Genomic DNA, 23,183 nt, shown 5'->3' with positions numbered 1-23,183 from the left:
GCTGCCCTGTTTGAAAAGTGGCGGCAGTATCCGTTAAAGGCGGGTGATGTTCAACACGTCACCCGACAGGCTGACATGCACCGCTTCGCCCCAGAGCGGGTCGCGGCGCAAGTCTTCGGCCACCTTGTACTGGCCGGCGATGGACAGCAGCTCGGCGCCCATCTGCTGGCAAAAAATCCGCGCCTTGAGATTGCCCTTGATCCCGGCCAGTGCTCGGCCGCGCATCGGGGCGTACACATGGATGTTGCCATCGGCGAGAAGTTCCGCACCGGCGCTGACCGGTGCCAGGACGATCAGGTCGCCGCCCTGGGCGTACACCTGTTGGCCGCCGCGTACCGGGCTGGTGATGATCTTGCTGGGTTTGAATTCGGGTTCAGCGGGCTTTTCCGGTTTTGGCGGGGCCAGATCAATCAACCGTTCGCGTGCGCCGGAGGGCGGCAGCACGGGTAAATCCAGCGCTTCGGCGGCGGCGATATCGGCCTCTCGGTTGGCGCGGATGGCCAACGTGCGCAGGCCGTGCTTGCGGCAGACTGCCATCAGCTCCGCCAGGTCGAGCATGCCTTCGCCCTCGGGCAGCTTGTCCAGGGCCAGCACCAACGGGGTGTTGCTGAAGAAGGCCGGGGCTTGGGCGACTTTTTCGCTGAGCTGCTGGTCGAGGCGGGCGAGGTCATTGTGCGCCAGCTCCATCACGGTGATGGCCAGCATGCTGCCTTTAAGCTGGAATACGGGGTCTTGCGCGAGGAGATCAGCTTGGCTCATGGTCTGCCTGATACGGCCCTTGTTTAGAAACTGGGGGAAAAGTAAGCCGGACTTATAGCGATAACGCCGCGCGCTCGCAAGTTGCGCGCCGCGAAACCAGGCGCCGGACAAACTCCTGATAGAATGCCGCGCTTTATTGCGTGCCTCGGACCTGTGTTATGGATCGCCCTGTATTTCGCGCTTATTTCCTGCATCCCCGCTTCTGGCCCCTATGGCTAGGCCTGGGTCTGTTGTGGCTGATTGCCCAGCTGCCTTACACGGTGCTGCTGCGGCTGGGGCGTTGCTTGGGCGGTGTGATGTACCGCCTGGCCAGTTCGCGGCGCAAGATTGCCGCGCGCAACCTGGGGCTGTGCTTCCCGCAGATGTCCGCCGCCGAGCGCGAGGCGCTGTTAAAGGAAAACTTTGCTTCCACCGGCATCACCTTTTTTGAAATGGCCATTGCTTGGTGGTGGCCCGCTGAGCGCCTGCGTCGCTTGGGCACTATTGAGGGCTTGGAGCATCTTCGCCAGGCCGAAGCCGACGGTCAGGGCGTAATCCTCATGGCGCTGCATTTCACCACCCTGGAAATGGGCGGCGGCCTGCTTGGCATGGCGCAGAACATGTACGGCATGTACCGCCCGCACAAGAATCCGCTGTTTGACTACGTGCAGCGTCGAGGCCGCGAGCAGCGCCTGCTTGGGGTGATTGGTCGTGATGACGTGCGCGGCATGCTCAAGCTGCTGCGTGCCGGCGGGGTGGTCTGGTATGCGCCTGATCAGGATTACGGCGCTCAGCGCAGTGTATTTGTGCCGCTGTTCGGTGTGCCGGCGGCCACCGTCACCGCCACCAGCAAGTTCGCCCGTATGGGTCGTGCGCAGGTGATTCCTTTTACCCAGCAGCGTTTGCCCGATGGTCAAGGCTATCGCCTGGTGATTCATCCGCCGTTGGCGGATTTCCCAACCGACAGCGAAGAGGCCGACTGCCTGCGCGTCAATCAGTGGATCGAGCAGGCGATCAGTGCCTGCCCCGAGCAGTATCTATGGGCGCACCGACGCTTCAAGACGCGGCCCGAAGGCGAGCCGAAGCTCTATAAGAAGAAGCGTTAGGGCCGCCATCCAATTGGCGGGTTGTGCGCTGAGGTGAGGTTTCTTGGCGTTGGGTTGTTCCGTGTGCGCCTGAGTGGCTCCTATACTGGCTGAAAAATAATAGGAAACAGCCTATGCCGCTCACTGCTTCAACCAATCAGCCGGTTACCGGGCTGATCCTTTCCGGCGGTGGCGCCCGGGCGGCCTATCAGGTTGGGGTGTTGTCGGCGATTGCCGACTTGCTGCCCAACGCCGCGCACAATCCCTTTCCGGTTATCGTCGGTACTTCGGCCGGTGCCATCAATGCGGTGGGGTTGGCCTGCGGCGCGTTGCACTTCACTGAAGCGGTGCGCCGGCTGACCAGCGTTTGGCAGGGCTTTCATACCCATCAGGTGTACCGCAGCGATTGGCCGGGCGTGTTGCGCCAGGCCAGTCGTTTTATTGGCCACAGCATGCTCGGGTTGGGTGGTCAGGTGCCGGTGGCGCTGCTCGATAGCGCGCCGCTGGCCGATCTGCTCGGGCGTGAGCTGGATTTCAGTGGGATTGCCGCCGCCGTTCGCCATCGGCAGCTGCGCGCGGTGGCGGTGACGGCGTTTGGTTATGAGACCGGCCAGGCCGTGACCTTTTACCAAGGCCGTGCCGCTATCGACCCCTGGTTCCGCCATCGGCGTGTCGGTGTGCCAACCCGCCTGGCCCTTGAGCATCTGCTGGCCAGCGCTTCGATTCCGCTGATATTTCCGCCGGTGAAAATCAATCGCGAATACTTCGGTGACGGTGCGGTGCGCCAGTCCGCGCCGATCAGTCCGGCCTTGCACCTGGGGGCGACGCGGGTGCTGGTGGTCGGGGTCAGTGGCAATCCGGCGGCTGGGCCACAGGCTCAGGTGCCGGTGGTGCGGTCGCAGCAGAACCGGCCACCAAGCCTGGCGCAGATCAGTGGGCATATGCTCAACAGCACCTTTATTGACAATCTGGAAAGCGATATCGAGCTGCTTGAGCGGCTTAACCAGATGGGCCGGCTGATCCCCGCCGAAAATCACCCGCGTGGCCTGGGGCTCAAGCCGGTGGATGTGCTGGTGATTTCCCCCAGCCAGCCGCTGGACCTGATTGCCGCGCGCCATCGCCATGAACTGCCCAAGGCGTTGCGCCTGTTTCTGCGTGGCCCGGGGGCGACCAAGGCCAGCGGTGCTGGGGTGCTGAGTTACCTGTTGTTTGAGCCGGGTTACTGCAATGAGCTGATCGAATTGGGTTATCAGGACGCCATGGCGCAGAAAGCCCGTTTGATTGAGTTTCTCTGTCTGGACAGTCCGCCGGTACCGGCAGTGATTCCGGTAACCGCCTAGCCAGGCCATCACTCTTGTTTTTATTCCGGCTGCCTGGGCGGCCAAATTCCTTTTCTGCGTGGCCGAGAAAACCGCGCCAAGGCCGGTGGCTGCATTTAAACTGCGCCTTCCCGATGCTTTCTGTCGCATTTGCGAAAGCAGCGGATTTCCTCGGGTTGGCGCTATAAGAAGTTGTCGCATGGCGGCAATGCCGGCCCCGGATCAGTCCCTACAATCCTTCACATCGCCTGCTATTGAATGCAGGTGTTCCTCGTCAGGAGAGCTCAGATGTCCGTTCAGCACGACCCGGTGAATCGTCACCCGGTACAACGCGCCGATTTCGACCAAGTGATGGTGCCTAACTACGCACCCGCTGCCTTTATTCCAGTACGTGGCGCCGGTTCGCGCGTATGGGATCAAAGCGGTCGCGAGCTGATCGACTTTGCCGGCGGTATTGCCGTCAACGTGCTGGGTCACGCTCATCCGGCGCTGGTCAAGGCGCTCACTGAGCAAGCCGGCAACCTCTGGCACGTATCCAACGTGTTCACCAATGAGCCGGCCCTGCGCCTGGCCAAGAAGCTGATCGACGCCACTTTCGCGGATCGGGTGTTCTTCTGTAACTCTGGTGCCGAAGCCAACGAAGCCGCGTTCAAGCTGGCCCGTCGCGTGGCGTTCGATAAGTTCGGCGAAGACAAGTGCGAGATCATCGCCGCGACCAACAGCTTCCACGGGCGCACCCTGTTTACCGTCAGCGTCGGCGGTCAGCCGAAGTATTCCGACGGTTTCGGCCCGAAGATCCAGGGCATCAGCCACATTCCGTATAACGATATCGACGCGCTGAAAGCCGCGGTATCCGACAAAACCTGCGCCGTGGTGCTGGAGCCGATTCAGGGTGAGGGCGGCGTGCTGCCGGCTGACCTGGCTTACCTGCAAGCGGCCCGTGAACTGTGTGACCAGCACAACGCGCTGCTGGTGTTTGACGAAGTGCAGAGCGGCATGGGCCGCAGTGGCGCGCTGTTCGCCTACCAGCATTACGGCGTGACTCCGGACATACTCTCCAGTGCCAAGAGCCTGGGCGGTGGTTTCCCGATTGGCGCGATGCTGACCACCGAAGCACTGGCCAAACACTTGGCCGTTGGCACCCACGGCACCACCTACGGCGGCAACCCGCTGGCTTGTGCGGTGGGCGAGGCGGTGATCGACACCATCAATACGCCTGAAGTACTCGACGGGGTGAAGGCCAAGCATCTGCGCTTCAAAACCAAGCTGGAGCAGATTGGCCAGCAGTACGGCGTGTTCAGCGAAGTACGCGGCCTCGGTCTGCTGATTGGTGCGGTGCTGTCCGATGCCTGGAAGGGCAAGGCCAAAGTAATTCTCGACGCGGCTGCGGTGGAAGGCGTGATGGTGCTGCAGGCCAGCCCCGACGTGGTGCGTTTCGCCCCGAGCCTGGTAGTGGAAGACGCCGATATCGATGAAGGTCTGGCGCGTTTGGAACGTGCTGTGGCCAAGCTGACCCAAGCCTGATTGCCGGCCTGGCCTGCCGTTATACGGTGGATCAGGCTGTGCCCGCTCGACCCACGGATGGGTTGAGCTAACAGCAAGGAAGCCTGTCTCTGTGTGTGCCGCAGCGTTGGTTGCGGTTTTCTCTAGGCCGCCCGGTTTGGGCAGCTTGGAGCTTTTATCAAAAGGAGTGGCACCATGCTGGTGATGCGCCCCGCGCAAATGGCCGACCTCACTGAAGTGCAGCGTCTCGCCGCGGACAGCCCGGTTGGTGTGACTTCACTGCCGGATGACGCTGATCGTCTGCGCGAAAAGATTGCGGCCTCGGAAGCCTCGTTCTCCGCCGAAGTCAGCTTCAACGGTGAAGAAAGCTACTTCTTTGTGCTGGAAGACAGCGAGAGCGGTCGTCTGGTCGGCTGCTCCGGCATTGTCGCTTCGGCCGGCTACTCCGAACCGTTTTACAGCTTCCGCAACGAAACCTTTGTGCACAACTCCCGCGAGCTGAAGATCCATAACAAGATCCACGTGCTCTCGCTGTGCCACGACCTCACCGGCAACAGTCTGCTGACCAGCTTCTACGTCGAGCGGCCGCTGGTGAACACCGCCTGGTCGGAACTTAATTCCCGTGGTCGTTTGCTGTTTCTCGCTAATCACCCGGAGCGCTTTGCTGATGCGGTGGTGGTGGAAATTGTTGGCTACAGCGATGAAGTCGGTGATTCGCCGTTCTGGGATGCCGTGGGGCGCAACTTCTTCGACATGAATTACACCGAGGCTGAACGCCTGTGTGGGTTGAAGAGCCGCACTTTCCTCGCTGAGTTGATGCCGCATTACCCGATCTACGTGCCGCTGCTGCCGGATGAGGCGCAGGAAGCCATGGGCCAGGTGCATCCACGGGCGCAGATTAGTTTCGACATTCTGATGCGCGAAGGCTTTGAAACTGACCACTACATCGACATTTTCGACGGTGGCCCGACCCTGCACGCGCGCACGTCGGGCATTCGCTCGATTGCCCAGAGCCGTGTGGTGCCGGTGCGTATCGGTGAGCCTGGCAAAGGCGGGCGGCCGTATCTGGTCAGCAACGGTCAGCTGCAGGATTTCCGCGCGATTGTCGCGGAGCTGGATTGGGTGCCGGGTAAGCCGGTCACCCTGAGTGTTGCGGCCGCCGAGGCCCTGGGCGTCGGCGAAGGCGTCAGCGTACGCCTGGTTGCGGTTTAAGGAGTTAGCGCATGATCGTTCGTCCCGTCCGCAGCACCGATCTGCCGGCTCTGTTTCAGCTGGCCCGCAGCACCGGCGCAGGCCTGACCACTTTGCCGGCCAACGAGGAGCGTCTGGCGCACCGCGTGGGCTGGGCCGAGAAAACTTTCCGTGGTGAAGCCGCGCGTGCCGATGCCGACTACCTGTTCGTGCTCGAAGACGACAACGGTGAAGTGGTGGGTATCTCGGCTGTTGCAGGTGCCGTTGGCCTGCGCGAGCCTTGGTACAACTACCGGGTCGGCCTGACCGTCAGCGCCTCGCAAGAGCTGAACATCCACCGGCAGATCCCCACTCTGTTCCTGGCCAACGACCTGACCGGCAACTCCGAGCTGTGCTCGCTGTTTCTGCGCAGCGACCAGCGCAGCGGCCTGAATGGCCGGCTGTTGTCGAAGGCGCGCTTTCTGTTTATCGCCGAATTTCGCGAGCTGTTCGGCGACAAGGTGATTGCCGAGATGCGCGGCATGTCCGATGAACAGGGCCGTTCACCGTTCTGGGAAAGCCTGGGCCGGCACTTCTTCAAGATGGAGTTCAGCCAGGCTGACTACCTCACCGGCGTGGGCAACAAGGCCTTTATCGCCGAGCTGATGCCCAAGTTTCCGCTCTATACCTGCTTCCTCTCCGAGGACGCCCGCAACATCATCGGCCGCGTCCACCCGGACACCGAGCCGGCGCTGGCCATGCTCAAGGGTGAGGGTTTCAGCTACCAGGGCTATGTCGACATCTTCGACGCCGGTCCGGCCATCGAGGCCGAAACCGCGAAAATTCGCGCCGTGCAGGACAGCCAGGTATTGGTGCTGGCCGTCGGCACCCCGGGCGATGACGCGCCGCAGTTTCTGATCCACAACCGCAAGCGCGAAGCCTGCCGGATTACTGCCGCACCGGCGCGTTTGGCCGCTGGCACTCTGGTGGTCGACGCGCAAACCGCCAAGCGACTGCAGCTGTCGGCGGGCGACCAGGTGCGTGCCGTCGCGGTTTCCGCTCGCGGCTAAAGCCGGCCGCCGTTGTTTCTATTTGCTGATCCGGCGCAGGCCGGGTCGATACCTTGCTGGGAGTGATAAAACAAAATGAGCACTCATTACATTGCCGGTGCCTGGCACGCAGGCCAGGGTGAAGCCCTGGAATCGCTCAATCCGGTCAGCCAGGAAGCCATCTGGCAAGGTCAAGCGGCCAGCGCAGCACAAGTTAGTAGCGCCGTAGAGGCCGCGCGTGCTGCATTCCCAGCCTGGGCCTCGCGCTCGCTGGATGAACGCATCGCCGTGCTCGAACAGTTTGCCGCCACCCTGAAAAGCCATGCCGACGCCTTGGGCCACTGCATCGGTGAAGAAACCGGCAAGCCGCTGTGGGAAACCGCCACCGAAGTCACCAGCATGGTCAACAAGGTTGCCATCTCGATCCAGAGCTACCGCGAGCGCACCGGTGAGAAGAGCGGCCCGCTGGCCGACGCCACCGCCGTGCTGCGGCACAAGCCGCATGGCGTGGTGGCGGTTTTTGGCCCGTACAACTTCCCCGGTCACCTGCCTAACGGCCATATCGTGCCGGCGCTGCTGGCGGGTAACTGCGTGGTGTTCAAGCCCAGCGAGCTGACCCCGAAAGTCGCCGAGCTGACGGTCAAGTGCTGGATCGAAGCCGGTCTGCCGGCAGGTGTGCTCAACCTGGTGCAAGGGGCGCGCGATACCGGTGTGGCTCTGGCTGCGCATGACGGTATCGACGGCCTGTTCTTCACTGGCTCCAGCCGTACCGGCAACCTGCTGCACAACCAGTTCGCCGGTCGCCCTAACAAGATTCTCGCCCTGGAAATGGGCGGCAATAACCCGCTGGTGGTCGATCAGGTCGCTGATCTCAACGCAGCCGTGTACACCATCATCCAGTCGGCGTTTATCTCCGCTGGTCAGCGCTGCACCTGTGCTCGCCGCCTGTTGGTGCCACAAGGAGCTTGGGGCGATAGCCTGCTGGAACGTCTGGTGGAGGTTGCTGCAAGCATCAAGGTCGGCAGTTTCGACGCCCAGCCAGCGCCCTTTATGGGCTCGGTGATTTCCCTGGCCGCCGCGCAGCACCTGATCAAGGCGCAGCAGCACCTGCTGACCCAGGGCGCCAAACCGCTGCTGGAGATGACTCAGCCGTTGCAGGGCGCCGCCTTGCTCACCCCAGGCATCATTGATGTGACTGAGGTCGCCAATCGTCCGGATGAAGAGTTCTTCGGCCCGCTGCTGCAGGTAATTCGTTACGCCGATTTCGATGCGGCCATCGCCGAGGCCAACAACACCCAGTACGGCCTGGCCGCTGGCCTACTATCTGACTCCAAGGCGCGCTACGAGCAGTTCTGGCTACAGAGCCGCGCCGGTATCGTCAACTGGAACAAACAGCTGACCGGTGCCGCCAGCACCGCGCCATTCGGCGGTGTGGGCGCCTCTGGTAACCACCGCGCCAGTGCCTATTACGCAGCCGATTATTGCGCCTACCCGGTGGCCTCGCTGGAATCCGACAGCCTGAGCCTGCCTGCCACCCTGACACCCGGAGTAAGCCTGTGAGCAATGCATTCGAAGTAAATTTTGATGGCTTGGTCGGGCCGACTCACAACTATGGCGGCCTGTCTTACGGCAACGTTGCCTCGCAGAGCAACAGCCAGGCGGCGTCCAACCCGAAAGAAGCCGCCAAGCAGGGCCTGGCTAAGATGAAGGCCTTGATGGAAATGGGCTTCAAGCAGGGCGTGCTGGCCCCGCAGGAACGCCCGAATGTCGCCGTGCTGCGCAGCCTGGGTTTTACCGGCACTGACGCGCAGGTGATCCAGAAGGCCGCGAAAGACGCCATGCCGCTGCTGGTCGCCAGCTGCTCGGCCTCCAGTATGTGGACGGCCAACGCCTGCACTGTCAGCCCGAGTGCCGATACTGCGGACGGTCGCGTGCATTTCACCGCCGCCAACCTCAACTGCAAATTCCACCGCTCGATCGAACACCCGACCACCAGTCGCGTGCTCGGTGCGATGTTCGCCAATGAGCAGCACTTCGCTCACCACGCGGCGCTGCCGGCCGTCGGTCAGTTCGGTGATGAGGGCGCGGCCAACCACACGCGCTTCTGCAAAGGCTACGGCGATTCCGGTGTGGAGTTCTTCGTCTTTGGCCGCAGCGCCTTCGACAGCCGCTTCCCGGCCCCGCAGCGCTACCCGGCGCGGCAGACTCTGGAAGCTTCGCAGGCGGTTGCCCGTCTGCATGGTCTGAGCGATGAGGGCGTGGTCTACGCCCAGCAAACGCCGGCGGTGATCGATCAGGGTGTGTTCCACAACGACGTGATCGCGGTGGGCAATGGCGAGGTGCTGTTCTATCACCAGGACGCCTTCCTCGACACCGACAAGGTGCTGGCCGAGCTGAGTGAGAAGCTCGCCCGTCGTGGCGGCAACTTCCAGGCCGTGTGCGTGCCGCGTGATGCGGTGACGGTGGAGGATGCGGTCAAGTCCTACCTGTTCAACAGCCAGCTACTCAACCGCGCCGAGGGCGGCATGCTGCTGATCGTGCCGGAAGAGTGCCGCAACAATAGCAATGTCTGGCGCTACCTGGAGCAACTGACCAGCGGTAATGGGCCGATTCGCGAGGTCAAGGTGTTCGACCTCAAGCAGAGCATGCAGAACGGCGGTGGCCCGGCGTGCCTGCGCTTGCGCGTGGCGCTCAAGGAGCACGAGCTGGCAGCGGTCAATCAGGGCGTGATAATGACCCCGACCCTGCACGACAGCCTCAACGTTTGGGTCGACAAGCACTACCGTGATCGCCTGAGCGAAAACGATCTGGCTGACCCACAATTGCTGAACGAATGCCGTGCGGCCTTGGACGAACTGACGCAGATCCTTAAACTGGGCGCGGTTTATCCATTCCAATTAGCTTGATTGAGTACTTATTACCATGTCCGACGCCCTGCAACTGATCCTCGAAGACACTGACGGCACCCAGCTGGAAACCTCCTGCACGCGTTTTGCCGTGATCTGGCAGGGCCAGGAAATCTGGTTCCAGCAGGTTGGCAACAACCAGCTGATGATCGGTGTGGACGTGGAGGAGGGCGCTGCCGAGTACGCCAACCTGCTGCTGCGCCCGCTGGCCACCAACCTGGTCAGCCTGGAGCTGGAAATGGAAGCCGCTGGCCTGGACGAAGACGACGATCACGTGCACGGCCCTGACTGCAACCACGATTGAGGAAACGCCCATGCTTGCCCTCGGCAAACTGCTTGAACTGACCCTGGCCGGCCACGAACCGGCAGCGAAGATTCAGCTGACTCCCGAGGGCACGCGTTTGCGTTGGCTGGCCGAAGGCGCGTTGGAAATAACGCCGCCGGTGGCCAGCGACAATGGCCTGGACCTGCTGCTGTCAGCTGGCATCCATGGCAATGAAACCGCACCGATCGAATTGCTTGACCGTCTGCTGCAGGGCATTGCCCGCAGTCAGCTGAAGCCGCGAGCGCGCATTCTCTTTCTGTTCGGTAACCCTGCCGCCATGCGCAGCGGCGAGCGTTATATCGAGCAGGACATCAACCGCCTGTTCAATGGCCGTCACGATCAGCACACCGGTGCCGAAGCGTTGCGTGCCTGCGATTTGGAGCATCTGGCCGCTGCCTTTTTCAGCAAGCCGGAGCGCACCCGTCTGCACTACGACCTGCACACTGCGATTCGTGCGTCGAAGATCGAGCAGTTCGCCCTTTATCCATTTCAGGAAGGCCGCCCGCGCAGTCAGCGTGAACTGGCGCGCCTCAGCGCTGCCGGGATTGAGGCGGTGCTGCTGCACAATAAAAGCTCGATCACTTTCAGCGCCTACACCTATACCCAGCTTGGGGCGGAAGCCTTCACTCTGGAGTTGGGCAAAGCGCGGCCGTTTGGGCAGAACGAGCTGGTCAACCTCGACCTGCTCGAACTGCATCTGCAGGCTCTGATCGAAGGCCGCGAGCTCGAAGGTGCCAGCGATGATCTAGGCGAACTCAAGCTGTTTGCCGTAGCGCGTGAAGTGATCAAACACAGCGACGCCTTCAAGCTGCACTTGCCGGCCGATATCGAGAACTTCAGCGAACTGCCGCTTGGCTACCTGCTGGCCGAGGATCTGGCCGATACCCGCTGGGTAGTGGATGAGCCGGGCGCACGGATTATCTTCCCCAATCCCAAGGTCAAGAACGGCCTGCGCGCCGGTATCCTGATTATTCCCGCCGAAGACGTCCAACTGGCTTGAGCCAGTTACGATCTGCTGCGCGTCGGCCCTGCTGCGTTAAAAACAGACTCGGAATGCTCATGTACAAAAGTACACTCCGCTTCCTTGCCTGCTTTCGCCTTACATGGCTCTAGCTCGCGAGATCGTATGGCGATTTCTTGGTGCAATCTGTCCTGCGCTTTATCGCCTGATCTGTACCTTGTTTGCCCGGTGGGCGCGCTTTAGCATCGGGGTTTAGCCCCATCTAAGGACTGCCCGCCATGCCCGTTATCGACCTGCGCAGCGACACCGTCACCCAGCCGACCCCTGGTATGCGCGAGGCCATGCAAGCCGCCGAGCTTGGCGATGATGTGTATGGCGAAGACCCTACAGTCAACCGCCTTGAGCAGTATCTGGCCGCTGAGCTCGGCTTCGAGGCCGCGCTGTTTGTGCCCTCCGGCACCATGAGCAACCTGCTCGGGCTGATGGCCCATTGCGCGCGCGGCGACGAATATATCGTCGGCCAGCAGGCGCACACCTATAAATACGAAGGTGGCGGCGCGGCAGTGCTGGGCTCGATCCAGCCGCAGCCCATTGATGGCGAAGCCGATGGATCGCTGGACCTGGCCAAGGTCGAATCAGCAATCAAGCAGGATGACTTCCACTTCGCCCGCACGCGCCTGCTGGCGCTGGAAAACACCATGCAGGGCAAAGTGCTGCCACAGGCGTATCTGCAGGCCGCGCGTGAGTTGACCACGCGACTTGGTCTGGCCCTACATCTGGACGGCGCGCGGCTGTATAACGCAGCAGTCAAGTTGGGCGTGCCGGCGCGGGAGATCACTCAGTACTTCGATTCGGTGTCGGTGTGCTTGTCCAAGGGTCTCGGCGCACCGATTGGCTCGGTGTTGTGCGGCTCAGTAGAGTTGATCAACAGGGCGCGGCGTTTGCGCAAAATGGTCGGTGGCGGTATGCGCCAGGCCGGCATGCTCGCGGCGGCCGGCTTGTATGCCCTGCAACATCAGGTGGCGCGCCTGGCCGAGGACCACGCCAACGCTGAGCGCTTGGCCGCAGGCCTGCGTGAGTTGGGTTATGTGGTGGAGCCGGTGCAGACCAATATGGTCTACGCCCAGGTGGGCGAGCAGGCCGGTGCGTTGAAGGCCTTCTGTGCAGAGCGCGGGATCAAACTCACTGCTGCGCCGCGGCTACGCATGGTGACTCACCTGGATATCTCAACTGCGGATATCGATCAGGTGGTCGTAGCATTCGCCGAATTTCGCCGGAATTGATTGTCTTGGAGCGATGAATAGTCGCTCTCTATCAATAAAGGCACTAGCCCCCTAGCGCAGGCCCGATATAATGCGGCCCTTTGCCGGCTTTGTCGTGGCCGCTGGTTTTTGGAAGATTCCTATGAAAAGCGCAGAAATCCGTGAAGCCTTCCTCAGCTTCTTCGAACAGAAAGGACACACCCGTGTCGCTTCCAGCTCCCTGATTCCGGGCAATGACCCGACCCTGCTGTTCACCAACGCGGGGATGAACCAGTTCAAGGATTGCTTCCTCGGCCTGGAAAAGCGCGCCTACACCCGCGCCGCCACCAGCCAGAAGTGCGTGCGTGCCGGTGGCAAGCACAACGACCTGGAAAACGTCGGTTACACCGCACGTCACCACACCTTCTTCGAAATGCTCGGCAACTTCAGCTTTGGCGACTATTTCAAGCGCGATGCTATTCACTTCGCCTGGGAATTTCTCACTGGCGAAAACTGGCTGAACCTGCCCAAGGAAAAGCTCTGGGTCACCGTCTACGCGACGGACGATGAAGCCTATGACATCTGGAACAAGGAAATCGGCGTGCCTGTCGAGCGGATGATCCGTATCGGCGACAACAAAGGCGCGCCGTACGCGTCCGACAACTTCTGGACCATGGGCGACACCGGCCCGTGCGGCCCGTGCACCGAGATTTTCTTCGATCACGGCGATCACATCTGGGGCGGCCCACCCGGCTCGCCAGAAGAAGACGGTGATCGTTACATCGAAATCTGGAACAACGTGTTCATGCAGTTCAACCGTACCGCTGACGGCGTATTGCACCCGCTGCCGGCACCGAGCGTGGACACCGGCATGGGCCTGGAGCGCATCAGTGCCGTACTGCAGCACGTCAACTCGAACTACGAGATCGACCTGTTCCAAAGCCTGCTCAACGCCGCGGCCCAGGCCATCGGTTGCGCCAACGAAGCCCAGGCTTCGCTGAAAGTGGTGGCTGACCACATTCGTTCGTGCGGCTTCCTGATCGCCGACGGTGTGACGCCTTCCAACGAAGGTCGTGGTTATGTGCTGCGCCGCATTATCCGTCGCGCCTGCCGTCACGGTAACAAGCTGGGCGCTAAGGGCAGCTTCTTCTATCAGATCGTTGCCGCGCTGGTGGCCGAGATGGGCGATGCCTTCCCTGAGTTGAAACAACAGCAAGCGCACATTGAGCGCGTGCTGAAAACCGAAGAAGAGCAGTTTGCCAAGACCCTGGAGCAGGGCCTGAAGATTCTTGAGCAGGATCTTACCGAGCTGAAAGGCACGGTGATTCCGGGTGAAGTGATCTTCAAGTTGTACGACACCTTCGGCTTCCCGATGGACCTGACCGGCGACATCGCCCGTGAGCGCGAACTGACTCTGGATGAAGAAGGTTTCGAGCGCGAAATGCAGGCGCAGCGCGAGCGCGCTCGTTCTGCCAGCGCGTTCGGCATGGACTACAACAGCCTGGTCAAGGTCGACAGTGACACCGCGTTCCTCGGCTACCAGGGCACCAGCGGCAGCGGCAAGATCATTGCGCTGTTCAAGGCCGGTCAAGCGGTCGACAGCCTGAGCGAAGGTGAGGAGGGCGTTGTGGTCCTCGACCAGACGCCGTTTTACGCCGAATCCGGTGGTCAAGTGGGTGACTGCGGCTTCCTTGAAGGCGCTGGCGTGCGTTTCGATGTGCGCGATACCACCAAGGCTGGCGGCGCATTCCTGCACCACGGCGTTGCGGTCAAAGGCGGCTTGAGCGTCGGCACCTCGGTCAAGGCGGAAGTGGACGCCAGCGTGCGTCAGGCCACTGCACTCAACCATTCGGCTACCCACTTGCTGCATGCGGCGCTGCGTCAGGTGCTGGGCGAGCACGTGACCCAGAAGGGTTCTCTGGTCGACAGTCAGCGTCTGCGTTTTGACTTCAGCCACTTTGAGGCGATCACTCCAGCGCAACTGAAAGAGCTGGAAACTATTGTCAACCGCGAAGTGCGCGGCAACAGCGAAGTCGAAACCCTGGAAACTGACATCGAAACCGCCAAGGCCAAGGGTGCCATGGCGCTGTTCGGTGAGAAGTACGGCGATCAGGTTCGCGTGTTGAGCATGGGCGGTGACTTCTCCGTTGAGCTGTGCGGCGGTACTCACGTCAAGCGCACTGGCGATATCGGCTTGTTCAAGATCACCAGCGAAAGCGGTGTGGCGGCTGGCGTGCGTCGAATTGAAGCGGTTACTGGCGTGGCAGCCTTTGCTTACTTGAACGGCGCGGAAGAGCAGTTGAAAGAAGCCGCAGCGCTGGTCAAAGGCAGTCGCGACAACCTGCTGGACAAGCTCGCCGGTGTGCTGGAGCGCAACCGTCAGCTGGAAAAAGAACTGGAGCAGCTCAAGGCTAAGGCCGCCAGCGCTGCCGGTAACGACTTGGCCGGCTCGGCGGTCGACGTCAAAGGCATCAAGGTGCTGTCTGCACGTCTCGACGGTCTGGACGGCAAGGCACTGCTGGCGATGGTCGACCAGTTGAAGAACAAGTTGGGCAGTGCTGTCATCCTGCTCGGTGGCGTGCAGGACGACAAGGTCGTGCTGGTGGCTGGCGTGACCCAGGATCTGACCGCCAAGCTGAAGGCCGGCGAGCTGATGAAGCAGGCAGCTGCTGCTGTTGGCGGTAAAGGTGGCGGCCGTCCGGACATGGCCCAGGGTGGTGGTGTCGATGCGGCTGCACTGGATGGTGCGTTGGCGCTGGCCGTTACTTTTACTGAGCAAGGTCTGTAAGTACCGGATTGCTTGAGTCTACAGAGCAAGGCCCGGTATACGCCCGGCGGGCCTTGGCAGGGTATTGAGTTATCTGTTTAATGGGCGCCCTTTACGGGCTGAGGCGGCTTTGAAATGGCTTTGATCGTACAGAAATTTGGCGGCACCTCCGTCGGCACTGTTGAGCGTATTCAGCAGGTGGCCGCGAAGGTGAAGAAATTCCGCGAAAACGGCGATGACATTGTGGTTGTGGTTTCCGCCATGAGCGGTGAAACCAATCGCCTGATCGATCTGGCCAAACAGGTCAGTGATGGTCAGCCGGTACCGCGTGAACTCGACGTGATGGTCTCTACCGGCGAGCAGGTGACGATTGCCCTGCTGGCCATGGCGCTGATCAAGATTGGCGTGCCGGCGGTGTCCTATACCGGCAACCAGGTGCGCATCCTGACTGACAGCGCGCACAACAAAGCGCGCATCCTGCAGATCGATGACCAGAAACTGCGTGCCGACCTCAAGGCCGGTCGTGTGGTGGTGGTTGCGGGTTTCCAGGGTGTCGATGAGCACGGCAACATCACCACGCTGGGTCGCGGTGGTTCCGACACCACCGGTGTGGCGTTGGCTGCTGCGCTGAAGGCCGATGAGTGCCAAATCTACACCGACGTTGATGGTGTCTATACCACCGACCCGCGTGTGGTGCCGCAGGCTCAGCGTTTGGAAAAAATCACCTTCGAAGAGATGCTGGAAATGGCCAGCCTCGGTTCCAAGGTGCTGCAGATTCGCTCGGTGGAATTCGCCGGCAAGTACAACGTCCCGCTGCGCGTGCTGCACAGCTTCCAAGAGGGGCCGGGCACCCTCATTACCCTTGATGAAGAGGAATCCATGGAACAGCCGATCATCTCCGGCATCGCTTTCAACCGCGACGAAGCCAAGCTGACCATCCGTGGCGTACCGGACATCCCGGGCGTGGCGTTCAAAATTCTCGGCCCGATCAGTGCCGCGAACATTGAAGTGGACATGATCGTGCAGAACGTTTCGCACGATAACACCACTGACTTCACCTTCACCGTACACCGCAATGACTACACCGCGGCGTTCGAGGTGCTGGAAAATACGGCCCGAGAACTGGGTGCGCGTGAAGTCATCGGTGACACCAAGATTGCCAAAGTGTCCATAGTCGGTGTTGGCATGCGTTCCCACGCCGGCGTAGCAAGCCGCATGTTCGAGGCGCTGGCCAAGGAAAATATCAATATCCAGATGATCTCCACCTCGGAGATCAAAGTCTCCGTGGTAATCGAAGAGAAATATCTGGAGTTGGCAGTGCGCGCCCTGCACACTGCTTTTGAACTGGATGCCCCGGCCCGACAGGGCGACTGAGGCATTATCCTAAAGGCGCGGTTTATCCCGCGCCTTTCGTCTTTTTGGTTGGCATGAGCAGGAACTTTCTTTCTGCTCACACTGGTCAATACTTGGGTGAAGGCTCTGCTTGAGATGTTCGGGGCTGCCACCATTTTATTTTTGCAGACTGCTGTTGTCCTGAACTGAAATCCGTAAGGAGAAAGGAATGCTGATTCTGACTCGCCGGGTCGGAGAGACCCTGATGGTGGGTGACGAAGTCACTGTCACCGTGTTGGGCGTTAAAGGTAATCAGGTGCGCATTGGCGTTAACGCGCCTAAAGAGGTAGCTGTGCACCGCGAAGAAATCTACCAGCGCATCCAGAAAGAGAAAGGCGAAGAACCAAGCCACTAATTTTTATCGAAATTTTGGCTTTGCAAACGGGGAAAACATGGTTATCATGCGCCCCGTGTTGCGGAGAGGTGGCCGAGTGGCCGAAGGCGCTCCCCTGCTAAGGGAGTACATCTCAAAAGGGTGTCGGGGGTTCGAATCCCCCCTTCTCCGCCATTATTTAGTGCTGTAGGCGTTGATTTAGAAGTCTGCAGCGCAAGCGTGACATGCACTCATAGCTCAGCTGGATAGAGTACTCGGCTACGAACCGAGCGGTCGGAGGTTCGAATCCTCCTGAGTGCACCAACTTGAAATGGCTTGCAGCAATGCAGGCCATTTTGTTTCAGCCAGCGGTGATCTGGTTAAAAAGCGCCATTTGCACTCATAGCTCAGCTGGATAGAGTACTCGGCTACGAACCGAGCGGTCGGAGGTTCGAATCCTCCTGAGTGCACCAACTTGAAATGGCTTGCAGCGATGCAAGCCATTTTGTTTCAACCAGCGGTGATCTGGTTAAAAAGCGCTTTTGCACTCATAGCTCAGCTGGATAGAGTACTCGGCTACGAACCGAGCGGTCGGAGGTTCGAATCCTCCTGAGTGCACCAAACAAGAAGGGCCTGCAGCGATGCAGGCCCTTTTTTATTGCGCATGCTTTATGGCTGCCGCCCGGCGGGGTGTCGTTGTACGACGTTAAAAGTGACTGTTGGTCATTTTTTACTCGCCGATTTGCGTTTGACCTTACCTTTGACGCAGCCGACTTCATCGAAGCTGACGTTGCGCTTGTTGCCTTTCTTACCCTGGTAAACGTAGCGCGTCTGGCCGTTCTGTTCGGTGACCTTGTCGGGCCTGCCAAGGCTGCTCTCGACGTCGCTGCGGTTCATGCCCAGGCGTATCTGCTGTTTGATGATGGCGGCGCGTCGTTCGCTGCTGCTCAGGAGATTGCCGCAGCCGTCCTGCTTCACTCCGATCACTGTCAGCTCATACTCATCTTTCTTCTTGCTTTCGCGGCTGGCCTTGCGCGGTTTGGCCAAAGGCACTGGTTTACCGCTGCCGGGTGTGGGGTTATAGGCTTGTTGCAGGCTTTGGCTGTGTTCGTTGGGGCAACCCTGGCGGGTGAAGGTGACGTGGCCTTTGGCGTCTTCGCAGCGAAATACGGTTGAGCTGAGTGTGGGCAGCGGGCAAAGCAGAATGGCGCAGAAAGCTGCGCAGCGCAGTTCATGCATGGTGCGTCCTCCGTGACGGTCCATGTGCAAGGGTAGTCGATGCCTTTGTCCGCGCCAGGCGTGCCTTTGCCAGTGCCAGGCACGTCGCAGTTACAGATGTGCAAGTGCGCTTAAGTTTGTCGTGCAAGCGCTTGTTCTAGGATTGTTTTTGTCACATGCAAAGCGCCTGGGCGGTGGTATCATTCGCTGCGTCAGCCCCGCCGGGGCTTGTGGAAAACCACCATGGACTTACCCAGTAGTTACTCTGAATCTCGATTGTGCAATCACGTGTTGACTGATTGACCCTCTGTGGCGTGCGCTGCCGCTGGGGGTGGAGCGCGCCATGACTGAAGTAGAAGCAAAAAAACCGCAAGAAAGCCTGCAAAATCGCCTGGCCCAGGTGGTCGAGCTGTTGCATCGGCACAAGCTGGTTGAAGACCTGACTCATCGTCAGGAAGGCCAGCACCACGACCGCGTGGAAAACCTGGTGCATCGGCAGAACCTCGCCGAATTGCAACGCAAGCTCGATGAGCTGCACTCCGCCGACGTTGCCCACATCCTTGAAGCCTTGCCGCTTGATGACCGCCTGACTGTCTGGCAACTGGTCAAGGTCGAGCGCGACGGCGACATCCTCCTTGAAGTGTCCGATGCAGTGCGCGAAACACTGCTCGCGGACATGGACGACCACGAAATTCTCGCGGCGGCCAGGGACATGGACGCCGATGAGCTGGCCGACCTGGCCTCCGAGCTGCCGCGCGATGTCGTGCATGAGCTGATGGAAACCCTCGATGCGCAGCAGCGTGAGCGTGTGCGTTCGGCGTTGTCCTACGAGGAAGATCAGGTCGGCGCGCTGATGGACTTCGAGATGGTCACCATCCGCGAGGACGTCAGCCTGGAAGTGGTGTTGCGCTACCTGCGCCGCCTCAAGGAGCTGCCAGGGCACACCGACAAATTGTTTGTGGTCGATTATGACGGCGTGCTCAAGGGCGTGTTACCGGTCAAACGCCTGTTGGTCAATGACCCGGAGAAGCTGGTCAGCGAGGTCATGGCCACCGACCCGGTGAGTTTCCACCCGGATGAGGATGGCTACGACGCCGCGCAGGCGTTCGAGCGTTACGACCTGATTTCTACGCCTGTCGTGGACAAGAATGGCAAGTTGATCGGCCGTTTGACCATCGATGAGATGGTCGACCTGATTCGTGAGGAGAGCGAAAGCGAAGTCCTCAATATGGCCGGTCTGCGTGAGGAAGAAGACATCTTCGCCTCGGTGTGGAAATCCCTGCGCAACCGCTGGGCCTGGCTGGCGATCAACCTGGTCACAGCCTTTATGGCGTCGCGGGTGATCGGTCTGTTCGAGGATTCCATCGAGAAACTGGTGGCCCTGGCGGCGCTGATGCCGATTGTTGCGGGCATCGGTGGCAATTCGGGTAACCAGACAATCACCATGATCGTGCGCGCCATGGCGCTGGATCAGGTCAGTACCGGCAATACCTCGCGGCTGATCCGCAAGGAGCTGGGCGTGGGTCTGGTTAACGGTATCGTCTGGGGTGGGGTGATTGGCGTGGTGGCCTACCTGCTCTACGACAGCTGGTCGCTGGGCGTGGTGATGACGGCCGCGATGGTGCTCAACCTGCTGCTGGCCGCGCTGATGGGGGTGTTGATCCCCATGACGCTGGTGCGTATGGGGCGTGATCCAGCCTTGGGCGCCAGTGTGATGATCACTGCGGTAACCGATAGTGGTGGTTTCTTTATCTTCCTGGGTTTGGCCAGTCTGTTCCTGCTCTAGGTCGATGACGCTTTCTCTACAGAAAATGTCTCATTGGCTAGGGTTGGGTTTGCTTCAAACGCTCGTTTCACGCTAAGGTTCGCCAGCTTTGCCCGGGATCAGCTCCCGGGCGCTCCTATCTAATAATTAATGCAGCTCTTATGAAGCTACTAATGGAGCCAAGATGACCCCTAGTGAACTCCTGCTTGAGGGTGTCGAGCTCATGCTTTTCGGCATGGGCACCGTATTCCTCTTTCTGATGCTGTTGGTGTTGATGATCCGCGTGATGTCGTGGGTTATCGAGCGTTTCGCCGAAAAGACACCCATTCCCATATCCGTGCCATCGGCAGTCAAGCCGGCCTCTGACGAGCCGAGCGCTGATGTGTTAGCCGCTATCCAATCCGCTATTCACCAGCACCGTGCCCGTCGCGGGTGAGTCAGGTTTGACAGGGAGCATCTGTATGACAGCTGTAAAGAAAGCACTCGGAATTACTGATGTAGTGCTGCGTGACGCCCACCAGTCGATCCTGGCTACTCGTGTGCGTCTGGAAGACATGTTGCCGATCGCGTCCAAGCTGGATCAGGTCGGTTTCTGGTCCGTGGAGTCCTGGGGTGGCGCGACCTTTGACTCCTGCATTCGTTACCTGGGTGAAGACCCTTGGCACCGCATCCGCGAGCTGAAAAAAGCCATGCCCAACACTCGACAGCAAATGCTGCTGCGCGGGCAGAATCTGTTGGGTTATCGCCATTACGCCGATGACGTGGTGGAAAAATTCGTCGAGCGCGCCGCGTTCAATGGCGTCGATGTGTTCCGCGTGTTTGACGCGATGAACGATCCGCGCAACCTGCAGACCGCGCTCAAGGCCGTCAAGCAGCTGGGCAAGCATGCCCAGGGCACCATCTCCTACACCACCAGCCCGGTGCATACCCTGGAAATGTGGGTCGACCTGGCCAAGCAGATCGAAGACATGGGCGCCGACTCGGTCGCGATCAAGGACATGGCCGGCATTCTGACGCCCTATACCGCATTTGAGCTGGTAACGCGTCTTAAGGCGACCTTGTCTATACCCATACATATGCAGTGCCATGCCACGGCAGGGCTGTCATCTGTGGCCATTCTCAAGGCCGTGGAAGCCGGCATCGACAATGTCGACACCGCTATTTCCTCGTTGTCGATGACCTATGGTCATTCGCCGACTGAGTCTGTGGTGGCAATGTTCCAGGGCACTGAGCGCGATACCGGGCTTAACCTGGAGCTGCTCGAAGAAATTGCCGCCTACTTCCGTGAAGTACGGAAGAAGTACGCCAAGTTCGAGGGCAACCTCAAGGGTGTCGACTCGCGGATTCTGGTTGCCCAGGTGCCTGGCGGCATGTTGACCAATATGGAAGGCCAGCTGAAAGAGCAGGGTGCCCAGGACAAGTTCGACGAAGTGCTGGCCGAGATTCCGCGCGTGCGCGAAGACCTCGGCTTTATCCCGCTGGTGACCCCAACCTCGCAGATCGTTGGTACCCAGGCGGTGATCAACGTGCTGACCGGTGAGCGTTACAAGTCGATCACCAAGGAAACCGCCGGCATATTGAAGGGGGAATACGGCGCAGCGCCGGCGCCTTTCAATAAAGAACTGCAGGCGCGGGTGCTGGATGGTGCTGAAGCCGTTACCTGCCGTCCGGCTGATCTGCTTGAAGCAGAGATGGACAAGCTAACCGCCGAGCTCAAGGGTATTGCCAAAGAGAAGGGTATCAAGCTCGCTGCCGACGAAATCGATGACGTGCTGACCTACGCCCTGTTTCCGCAGATCGGCCTGAAGTTTCTGGAAAACCGCGGCAACCCAGCGGCCTTCGAGCCGGCACCGACCGGCAAGGAAGCGCCTGCTCGTGAAGCTGGCAAGCCTGAGGTTTACACCGTTGAAGTGGGCGGCAAGTCCTACGTGGTGCAAGTCAACGAAGGCGGCGATATCGAAGGGCTCAAAGCTGTCGGTGGTGCTAATTCCGCTACAGCAGTAGCTGCGCCAGTGGGCGCCGGCGAGCCGCAGAATGCCCCGCTGGCCGGCAACATCTTCAAGGTACTGGTGCAGCCGGGTCATGCCGTGGAAGAAGGGCAGCTGGTGATCATCCTCGAAGCGATGAAGATGGAAACCGAGATCCGTGCGTTCAAGGCCGGCACCATTGCTGCGGTCAACGTCAAAGTGGGTGATGCGGTGGCGGTGGGCGACAGCCTGCTGACCATCGGTTAAGGGAGCGCGGTAATGGATAAGCTCCTCAAGCTTTGGCAGAGCACGGGCCTGTACCACGTCGAGCCGGGTCAGCTGTTTATGATGGCGGTGTGCATCCTGCTGATCTATCTGGCGATCAAGAAGGGCTTTGAGCCGCTTCTGCTGTTGCCGATTGGTTTTGGCGGTCTGCTGGCCAACATCCCGGTAGCCAATATGGCCGAGGGTGCGGGTTTCCTGCACATGATCTACGAGGTGGGCCTGCCCACCAGTATCTTCCCGCTGCTGATCTTCCTCGGCGTCGGCGCCATGACCGACTTCGGGCCGATGCTGGCCAACCCCAAGACCTTACTCTTGGGGGCTGCGGCGCAGTTCGGGATTTTCGGCACGCTGATGGGCGCGTTGGCGCTGACAGCGTTGGGTATTCCCGGGCTTGAGTTCACTCTCAAGGAGGCTGCTTCCATCGCCATCATCGGCGGTGCCGACGGCCCGACTTCGATTTTCGTGACCTCCAAGCTGGCTCCGCATCTGCTCGGTCCGATTGCAGTGGCGGCCTATGCCTATATGGCGCTGGTGCCGTTGATTCAGCCGCCGATCATGCGTGCACTGACCACCAAGGAAGAACGCGCCATCGTGATGCAGCAGTTGCGCCCTGTTGGGCAGGCCGAGAAGATCATCTTCCCGATCGTGCTGTGCTTGCTGATCGGCATGCTGCTGCCCGATGCTGCGCCGCTGATCGGCATGTTCGCCCTGGGTAACCTGCTGCGTGAGGCCGGTGTGGTCGAGCGTCTGGCCGACACCTCGCGCAATGCGCTGATCAATATCGTCACCATCTTCCTCGGCCTGACCGTGGGTTCGAAGTTGTCGGCGGATTCTTTCCTGCAGCTGAAAACCCTCGGCATCCTCAGTTTGGGCATGCTGGCGTTCTGCGCCGGTACCGCGGCGGGGGTGTTGATGGCCAAGCTGATGAATGTATTCAGCAGCAACAAGATCAATCCACTGATTGGCTCGGCCGGCGTCTCTGCGGTGCCGATGGCGGCGCGGGTGTCGAGCAAGGTGGGGCTGGAAGCCAACCCGCAGAACTTCCTGCTGATGCACGCCATGGGTCCGAACGTGGCTGGGGTAATCGGCTCGGCAGTGGCGGCGGGTGTGCTGCTCAGCTTTGTAGGCTGACTGTCACGCGCAATAAAAAACCGCCTAAGGGCGGTTTTTTATTGCCTG

At 60.3% G+C, this 23,183-nt stretch carries 19 protein-coding genes and 4 tRNA genes; 21 read left to right on the top strand and 2 right to left on the bottom strand.

Features of this window, described 5'->3' with window-relative positions:
- Window positions 1-33: 33 nt before the first annotated feature.
- Window positions 34-759, bottom strand: coding sequence for a septum site-determining protein MinC (gene minC / locus HBN63_RS01500; protein ID WP_160088131.1), 726 nt, complete (start codon window positions 757-759; stop codon window positions 34-36).
- 158 nt (window positions 760-917) lie between these two features.
- Between minC and HBN63_RS01495 the strand changes: the two genes are divergently transcribed.
- The 17 genes from HBN63_RS01495 to HBN63_RS01415 all read left to right on the top strand — a co-directional run bounded on the left by HBN63_RS01495 (window position 918) and on the right by HBN63_RS01415 (window position 17,390).
- Window positions 918-1,844, top strand: a complete 927-nt coding sequence (locus tag HBN63_RS01495) for a lipid A biosynthesis lauroyl acyltransferase (RefSeq protein ID WP_170048116.1) — start codon at window positions 918-920, stop codon at window positions 1,842-1,844.
- Window positions 1,845-1,957: 113 nt separating this feature from the next.
- Entirely contained in the window at window positions 1,958-3,163 is a 1,206-nt protein-coding gene (locus HBN63_RS01490; protein WP_090251781.1) for a patatin-like phospholipase family protein, read from the top strand.
- Between the two features lie 267 nt (window positions 3,164-3,430).
- A complete protein-coding gene (locus HBN63_RS01485; protein ID WP_170048115.1) occupies window positions 3,431-4,666 on the top strand; it encodes an aspartate aminotransferase family protein in 1,236 nt (411 codons plus the stop codon).
- A 174-nt stretch (window positions 4,667-4,840) separates the two neighbouring features.
- The gene (aruF, locus tag HBN63_RS01480; RefSeq protein ID WP_170048114.1) at window positions 4,841-5,857 is read left to right on the top strand and encodes an arginine/ornithine succinyltransferase subunit alpha; all 1,017 of its coding nucleotides are present in this window, start codon (window positions 4,841-4,843) and stop codon (window positions 5,855-5,857) included.
- Window positions 5,858-5,868: 11 nt separating this feature from the next.
- A complete protein-coding gene (astA, locus tag HBN63_RS01475; protein ID WP_160088123.1) occupies window positions 5,869-6,885 on the top strand; it encodes an arginine N-succinyltransferase in 1,017 nt (338 codons plus the stop codon).
- Window positions 6,886-6,960: 75 nt separating this feature from the next.
- Window positions 6,961-8,424, top strand: coding sequence for a succinylglutamate-semialdehyde dehydrogenase (gene astD, locus HBN63_RS01470; protein WP_170048113.1), 1,464 nt, complete (start codon window positions 6,961-6,963; stop codon window positions 8,422-8,424).
- A complete protein-coding gene (astB, locus tag HBN63_RS01465; protein ID WP_170048112.1) occupies window positions 8,421-9,770 on the top strand; it encodes an N-succinylarginine dihydrolase in 1,350 nt (449 codons plus the stop codon). The genes astD and astB overlap by 4 nt, the downstream gene beginning before the upstream one ends.
- Before the next feature lie 16 nt (window positions 9,771-9,786).
- Entirely contained in the window at window positions 9,787-10,074 is a 288-nt protein-coding gene (locus HBN63_RS01460) for a topoisomerase II (RefSeq protein WP_090251796.1), read from the top strand.
- Between the two features lie 10 nt (window positions 10,075-10,084).
- Window positions 10,085-11,095, top strand: coding sequence for a succinylglutamate desuccinylase (gene astE / locus HBN63_RS01455; RefSeq protein ID WP_170048111.1), 1,011 nt, complete (start codon window positions 10,085-10,087; stop codon window positions 11,093-11,095).
- 239 nt (window positions 11,096-11,334) lie between these two features.
- Window positions 11,335-12,339, top strand: a complete 1,005-nt coding sequence (ltaE, locus tag HBN63_RS01450; protein WP_170048110.1) for a low-specificity L-threonine aldolase — start codon at window positions 11,335-11,337, stop codon at window positions 12,337-12,339.
- 121 nt (window positions 12,340-12,460) lie between these two features.
- The gene (gene alaS / locus HBN63_RS01445) at window positions 12,461-15,085 is read left to right on the top strand and encodes an alanine--tRNA ligase (RefSeq protein ID WP_170048109.1); all 2,625 of its coding nucleotides are present in this window, start codon (window positions 12,461-12,463) and stop codon (window positions 15,083-15,085) included.
- Window positions 15,086-15,199: 114 nt separating this feature from the next.
- Complete coding sequence (locus tag HBN63_RS01440) at window positions 15,200-16,438, top strand: aspartate kinase (protein ID WP_090251806.1); 1,239 nt, start codon at window positions 15,200-15,202, stop codon at window positions 16,436-16,438.
- A 187-nt stretch (window positions 16,439-16,625) separates the two neighbouring features.
- On the top strand, window positions 16,626-16,811 hold the full coding sequence (gene csrA / locus HBN63_RS01435; protein ID WP_025165378.1) for a carbon storage regulator CsrA: 186 nt from the start codon (window positions 16,626-16,628) through the stop codon (window positions 16,809-16,811).
- Window positions 16,812-16,873: 62 nt separating this feature from the next.
- A tRNA-Ser gene (locus HBN63_RS01430) sits at window positions 16,874-16,964 on the top strand.
- Window positions 16,965-17,016: 52 nt separating this feature from the next.
- Window positions 17,017-17,093, top strand: a tRNA-Arg gene (locus HBN63_RS01425).
- 72 nt (window positions 17,094-17,165) lie between these two features.
- Window positions 17,166-17,242: transfer RNA gene (locus HBN63_RS01420), tRNA-Arg, on the top strand.
- Between the two features lie 71 nt (window positions 17,243-17,313).
- Window positions 17,314-17,390, top strand: a tRNA-Arg gene (locus HBN63_RS01415).
- A gap of 102 nt (window positions 17,391-17,492) precedes the next feature.
- Here HBN63_RS01415 and HBN63_RS01410 read toward each other — a convergent pair.
- The gene (locus HBN63_RS01410; protein WP_170048108.1) at window positions 17,493-18,008 is read right to left on the bottom strand and encodes a DUF4124 domain-containing protein; all 516 of its coding nucleotides are present in this window, start codon (window positions 18,006-18,008) and stop codon (window positions 17,493-17,495) included.
- A gap of 322 nt (window positions 18,009-18,330) precedes the next feature.
- On the opposite strand from HBN63_RS01410, the gene mgtE reads away from it, so the two are divergent.
- The 4 genes from mgtE (at window position 18,331) to HBN63_RS01390 (ending at window position 23,135) form a co-directional block, all read left to right on the top strand.
- Complete coding sequence (mgtE, locus tag HBN63_RS01405; RefSeq protein ID WP_160088107.1) at window positions 18,331-19,773, top strand: magnesium transporter; 1,443 nt, start codon at window positions 18,331-18,333, stop codon at window positions 19,771-19,773.
- A gap of 163 nt (window positions 19,774-19,936) precedes the next feature.
- Window positions 19,937-20,188: an OadG family transporter subunit gene (locus HBN63_RS01400; protein WP_170048107.1), complete on the top strand. Its 252-nt coding sequence runs from the start codon at window positions 19,937-19,939 to the stop codon at window positions 20,186-20,188.
- Window positions 20,189-20,213: 25 nt separating this feature from the next.
- Window positions 20,214-21,986 carry a sodium-extruding oxaloacetate decarboxylase subunit alpha gene (gene oadA / locus HBN63_RS01395; RefSeq protein ID WP_170048106.1) on the top strand — a complete coding sequence of 591 codons (1,773 nt, stop codon included), beginning with the start codon at window positions 20,214-20,216 and terminating at the stop codon, window positions 21,984-21,986.
- Window positions 21,987-21,998: 12 nt separating this feature from the next.
- Entirely contained in the window at window positions 21,999-23,135 is a 1,137-nt protein-coding gene (locus HBN63_RS01390) for a sodium ion-translocating decarboxylase subunit beta (RefSeq protein WP_170048105.1), read from the top strand.
- Window positions 23,136-23,183 lie beyond the last annotated feature (48 nt).

The sequence above is a fragment of the Pseudomonas sp. WS 5011 genome, from assembly GCF_012985775.1.
GTDB lineage: Bacteria > Pseudomonadota > Gammaproteobacteria > Pseudomonadales > Pseudomonadaceae > Aquipseudomonas > Aquipseudomonas peli.
This window is presented reverse-complemented; position numbering and strand designations above follow the sequence as displayed.

Bases quoted from the DNA above. Each gene is read 5' to 3' on its own strand.
- csrA (WP_025165378.1), top strand. From the start codon at position 16,626: ATGCTGATTCTGACTCGCCGGGTCGGAGAGACCCTGATGGTGGGTGAC.
- ltaE (WP_170048110.1), top strand. From the start codon at position 11,335: ATGCCCGTTATCGACCTGCGCAGCGACACCGTCACCCAGCCGACCCCT.
- mgtE (WP_160088107.1), top strand. From the start codon at position 18,331: ATGACTGAAGTAGAAGCAAAAAAACCGCAAGAAAGCCTGCAAAATCGC.
- aruF (WP_170048114.1), top strand. From the start codon at position 4,841: ATGCTGGTGATGCGCCCCGCGCAAATGGCCGACCTCACTGAAGTGCAG.
- HBN63_RS01410 (WP_170048108.1), bottom strand. From the start codon at position 18,008: ATGCATGAACTGCGCTGCGCAGCTTTCTGCGCCATTCTGCTTTGCCCG.
- minC (WP_160088131.1), bottom strand. From the start codon at position 759: ATGAGCCAAGCTGATCTCCTCGCGCAAGACCCCGTATTCCAGCTTAAA.
- HBN63_RS01390 (WP_170048105.1), top strand. From the start codon at position 21,999: ATGGATAAGCTCCTCAAGCTTTGGCAGAGCACGGGCCTGTACCACGTC.
- HBN63_RS01460 (WP_090251796.1), top strand. From the start codon at position 9,787: ATGTCCGACGCCCTGCAACTGATCCTCGAAGACACTGACGGCACCCAG.
- HBN63_RS01485 (WP_170048115.1), top strand. From the start codon at position 3,431: ATGTCCGTTCAGCACGACCCGGTGAATCGTCACCCGGTACAACGCGCC.
- HBN63_RS01400 (WP_170048107.1), top strand. From the start codon at position 19,937: ATGACCCCTAGTGAACTCCTGCTTGAGGGTGTCGAGCTCATGCTTTTC.
- astA (WP_160088123.1), top strand. From the start codon at position 5,869: ATGATCGTTCGTCCCGTCCGCAGCACCGATCTGCCGGCTCTGTTTCAG.
- astE (WP_170048111.1), top strand. From the start codon at position 10,085: ATGCTTGCCCTCGGCAAACTGCTTGAACTGACCCTGGCCGGCCACGAA.
- HBN63_RS01495 (WP_170048116.1), top strand. From the start codon at position 918: ATGGATCGCCCTGTATTTCGCGCTTATTTCCTGCATCCCCGCTTCTGG.
- HBN63_RS01490 (WP_090251781.1), top strand. From the start codon at position 1,958: ATGCCGCTCACTGCTTCAACCAATCAGCCGGTTACCGGGCTGATCCTT.
- HBN63_RS01440 (WP_090251806.1), top strand. From the start codon at position 15,200: ATGGCTTTGATCGTACAGAAATTTGGCGGCACCTCCGTCGGCACTGTT.
- astD (WP_170048113.1), top strand. From the start codon at position 6,961: ATGAGCACTCATTACATTGCCGGTGCCTGGCACGCAGGCCAGGGTGAA.
- oadA (WP_170048106.1), top strand. From the start codon at position 20,214: ATGACAGCTGTAAAGAAAGCACTCGGAATTACTGATGTAGTGCTGCGT.
- alaS (WP_170048109.1), top strand. From the start codon at position 12,461: ATGAAAAGCGCAGAAATCCGTGAAGCCTTCCTCAGCTTCTTCGAACAG.